Source organism: Streptomyces inhibens, assembly GCF_003389455.1.
Classification (GTDB): Bacteria; Actinomycetota; Actinomycetes; order Streptomycetales; family Streptomycetaceae; genus Streptomyces; species Streptomyces inhibens.
The window spans coordinates 1-3,063 of the sequence record NZ_QUAC01000325.1; the positions used below are offsets into that span (position 1 = coordinate 1).

At 71.6% G+C, this 3,063-nt stretch carries 4 protein-coding genes; all 4 read right to left on the minus strand.

The features are described 5' to 3' along the window. Positions 1-132: 132 nt before the first annotated feature. The 4 genes from DY245_RS33840 to DY245_RS33855 all read right to left on the minus strand — a co-directional run bounded on the left by DY245_RS33840 (position 133) and on the right by DY245_RS33855 (position 2,831). Positions 133-426, minus strand: a complete 294-nt coding sequence (locus DY245_RS33840) for a DUF1330 domain-containing protein (protein ID WP_128510965.1) — start codon at positions 424-426, stop codon at positions 133-135. 33 nt (positions 427-459) lie between these two features. Then, on the minus strand, positions 460-1,893 hold the full coding sequence (locus tag DY245_RS33845; protein WP_128510966.1) for an MFS transporter: 1,434 nt from the start codon (positions 1,891-1,893) through the stop codon (positions 460-462). Continuing rightward, positions 1,890-2,252 (minus strand): MarR family winged helix-turn-helix transcriptional regulator, encoded by a 363-nt coding sequence (locus DY245_RS33850; protein WP_014173936.1) that lies wholly within the window; start codon positions 2,250-2,252, stop codon positions 1,890-1,892. The genes DY245_RS33845 and DY245_RS33850 overlap by 4 nt, the downstream gene beginning before the upstream one ends. Before the next feature lie 192 nt (positions 2,253-2,444). Next, the gene (locus tag DY245_RS33855; protein WP_425329476.1) at positions 2,445-2,831 is read right to left on the minus strand and encodes a transposase; all 387 of its coding nucleotides are present in this window, start codon (positions 2,829-2,831) and stop codon (positions 2,445-2,447) included. Positions 2,832-3,063 lie beyond the last annotated feature (232 nt).

The following is a 3,063-nucleotide window of genomic DNA, read 5'->3' on the forward strand; positions in this document are numbered from 1 at the left end:
AGGACCTGACCGCCGCCGGTCTCGGCCAGGCTGCCTGAGCCGTGAGGGAACTAGCTGGTGACGCCCTTCACGGGAGCGGGCCGGTATACCCCAGAATCCTGCTGCTTCAGTGAAGATCCGACTGGACCTCGGTCAGTCGAGGCCTTCGACGATGCGGAAGTCGCGCTCGACGCCGTCGGAGAGGGCGACCAGCGCCTCCTGGTAGGCCGCACTCTCGCGCGCCGCGACGGCCTGCTCGAAGCTGTCGAACTCGATCAGGACGGTGCGCTCTGCGATTCCGGCGTCATGCGCCACGACCCGGCCGCCACGGACGAGGACCCGACCGCCCCCGGCCTTGACGGCCGGAGCGGCCAGCTTGTTGTAAGCAGCCAGCTTCTCAGGGTCTGAAATGGTGCGGTAGACGCTGACCCAGTAGCCCTTGGGCATGGAACCTCCAGTGTTGGGATGAGTGCATCTGACTTACGGGTTGGTCTCGGACGAGCGTCGGCGGGCGAGAGCGAGGCTTGTCAGCGTCGTGATCGCCATGGCGCCGATGCCGACCAGCGCCGCGGTGGTGTAGGCGCTGTCGTCGGGGAAGAGGTGGCCGGGGCCGGTGCCCGCGGCGAGGATCAGGCCGCCGATGGCGCTGCCCAGGGAGTACCCGACGCTGCGGACGACGTAGTTGAAGCTCATGGCGCTCGACGTCTCGCTCTTGGGGGTGACGGCCAGGATGACGCCGGGCATCGCGGCCGAGAAGCCGCCGACGCCGAAGCCGAGCACGCCCATCGCCGCGAACAGTTCGGCCAGGTCCGACCGGGCCGCCGCGAACAGGGCGAACCCGCCGCCGACCACGACGGCGCTGCCGGCCAGGAGCAGGGGGTCGGCGATCCGCGTCCGGACCCGCGGCGTGAGCTTGCCGGCGACGAACCCCAGCACCGAGAACGGGATGAGGACCAGCCCGGCGACGAAGGTCGTCAGCCCGAAGCCGTAGCCGGCGCTGTGCGGCGTCTGCGCGTACCGGGTGATGAGCGTGAGCAGGAGGTACATGCCGATCCCGCCGACGAACATGGCGAGGTTCGCCCCGGCGACCGCCGGGTGCCGCACCGCCCGCACATCGACCAGGGGCGTCGTGCTGCGCAGCTCGATGACGGCCCAGACGCAGAGCAGCACCACCGCGACGACGGCGAGGCCCGCCGCCACGGCGAGGTGCCGGCTCCACAGATTCCGTTCGCCGGCGAGGAACAGCACCAGGAGCAGCGCAGCGGCCAGGACGACCGCGCCTGCCACGTCCACGTGGGCGGAGCGGCCTTCGGGGGCTTTGGGCATGGAGCGCCACGCGGTCAGGAGGGCGGCGGCGGTGACGACCAGGCCGAGGCCGTAGGCGGCCCGTACCCCGCCGAGCTCGGCGAGCAGTGCGGCCAGCGGGTAGCCGACGCCGGCCCCGATGATCGAGACCACCGAGATCAGGGCGATCACGCCCGCGCTGCGCTCCTCGGGGAGGTGGTCCCGGGCCACGCCCATCATCAGCGCCGTCAGCCCGAGCCCGACGCCCTGGGCCGCCCTGCCGGCCAGCAGCCACGCGAACGGCAGCGGCAGCACGGTGAGCGCGCTGCCGGCGACGACGACCGCCAGCGTGGCGAGGATCGTGGCCCGCCGGTGCCGGCCGGCTCCGAGCCGGCCCAGGACCGGCGTGGCGACGGCGCCGCTGAGCAGCGCGACGGTCAGCGTCCACTGCGCGCTGCCGAGCGAGACGTGGAACGAGGTCGCCACGCTGGTGATGAGCGGCGTCCCGAGGCTGGCGACCGCCGCCACGACCAGAGCGATGAACATCAGGGCGGGGACCAGCAGCCGCGCCTCGGAACGCGCCACCGGGAACGCCTTCACCGCGACCCCGCCGACCGGCTGCCCGGTCACTGCTTCGGCCCTTCGCGGTCCTGGCTTTCGAGCTCTGCCAGATGCTTCAGCGCCGGAAGGGCCGCCACCAGCGCCTCGACCTCGTCGCCGGTGAGCTCGCCGATCAACCGCTCGAACGCGTGGACGCCCGCCTGGCGCCGCGTCCGGACATAGGAGGCGCCGGCCTCGGTCAGGCACACCAGCGTGACCCGCTTGTCGGACGCGTCGCCCCGCCGCTCGACCAGGCCGGACTCCTCCATCACCCGGACCAGAGCGGTCATCGCGGGCTGGGTGACGCCCTCGACCGCGGCCAGATCGGTGATGCGCCGCGGGCCGGTCCGGTCCAGGGTGGCCAGGGTGGCGGCGGACGTCAGGCTCATGTCCCGGGGCAGGCGTCTCGCGGCCCTGGTGGCCAGGCCGTAGAGGGCTGCCCCGATGGCGGCGGACGCGCCAGGAGCGGTGTCTTGACGACTCATGCTCGAAGCATAGCATTTTTATATTCGTAGTTTATGGAAATGGTCGACTGGCGCGGGCGGCGCGCCCCTTGAGCAGGCCGGCCCGCCGGATCCGGGTCAGTGCCAGGCCCAGCAGCCGGTCGGCGCGGTCGCCCTCTCGGCGAGCCGGTCGCGGAAGTCGGACAGCACGCTGTGGTGGAAGCCGGGGTCTTCCAGCTCCAGGCCGAGGGCGTACTTGAAGTCGATGCGGCAGCGCACCGTCTCGGCGGCCTGGCGGTCCGACAGGTTCAGCGCGTACTGCAGCACGCAGACGGTGGCCAGCTGCGCGGGCGAGAGCCCGGGGCGGCCGTCGCGCGGGTACCAGGCGGTGAAGTCCTCGTCGCTGAACAGGCCGTCGAGGCGGTCGCGGATCCACATCGCAGCGGTGCCGTGGGGGTTGCCGGCCCGGGCGACCCGCACGGTCAGCGCCGGGATCTCGGCTCCGGGACGGGGCTGGAGGGACATGTCAGGCTCCTGGGGGACATGGGCAGAACGCTCCCACAAGCCTGACGCAACGTCATGATCGTTGACTGTCCGTCCTCAAGATTCCCGACAGAGTCCGACCCGGAAGACCTGGCGCACATCTCGCCGTACCTGACCGAACACATCAACCCGTTCGGCGAGTACAGCACCCACGAACTCGGCATCCAGCCCGAGGCGTACGACCCGAAACTCGACGTCGACTTCACCCCGCTGC

What these genes read in the sequence shown, in the direction of transcription:
- DY245_RS33840 (WP_128510965.1), bottom strand. Translation starts at nt 426, where the DNA reads ATGCCCAAGGGCTACTGGGTCAGCGTCTACCGCACCATTTCAGACCCT.
- DY245_RS33850 (WP_014173936.1), bottom strand. Translation starts at nt 2,252, where the DNA reads ATGAGCCTGACGTCCGCCGCCACCCTGGCCACCCTGGACCGGACCGGC.
- DY245_RS33855 (WP_425329476.1), bottom strand. Translation starts at nt 2,831, where the DNA reads ATGTCCCTCCAGCCCCGTCCCGGAGCCGAGATCCCGGCGCTGACCGTG.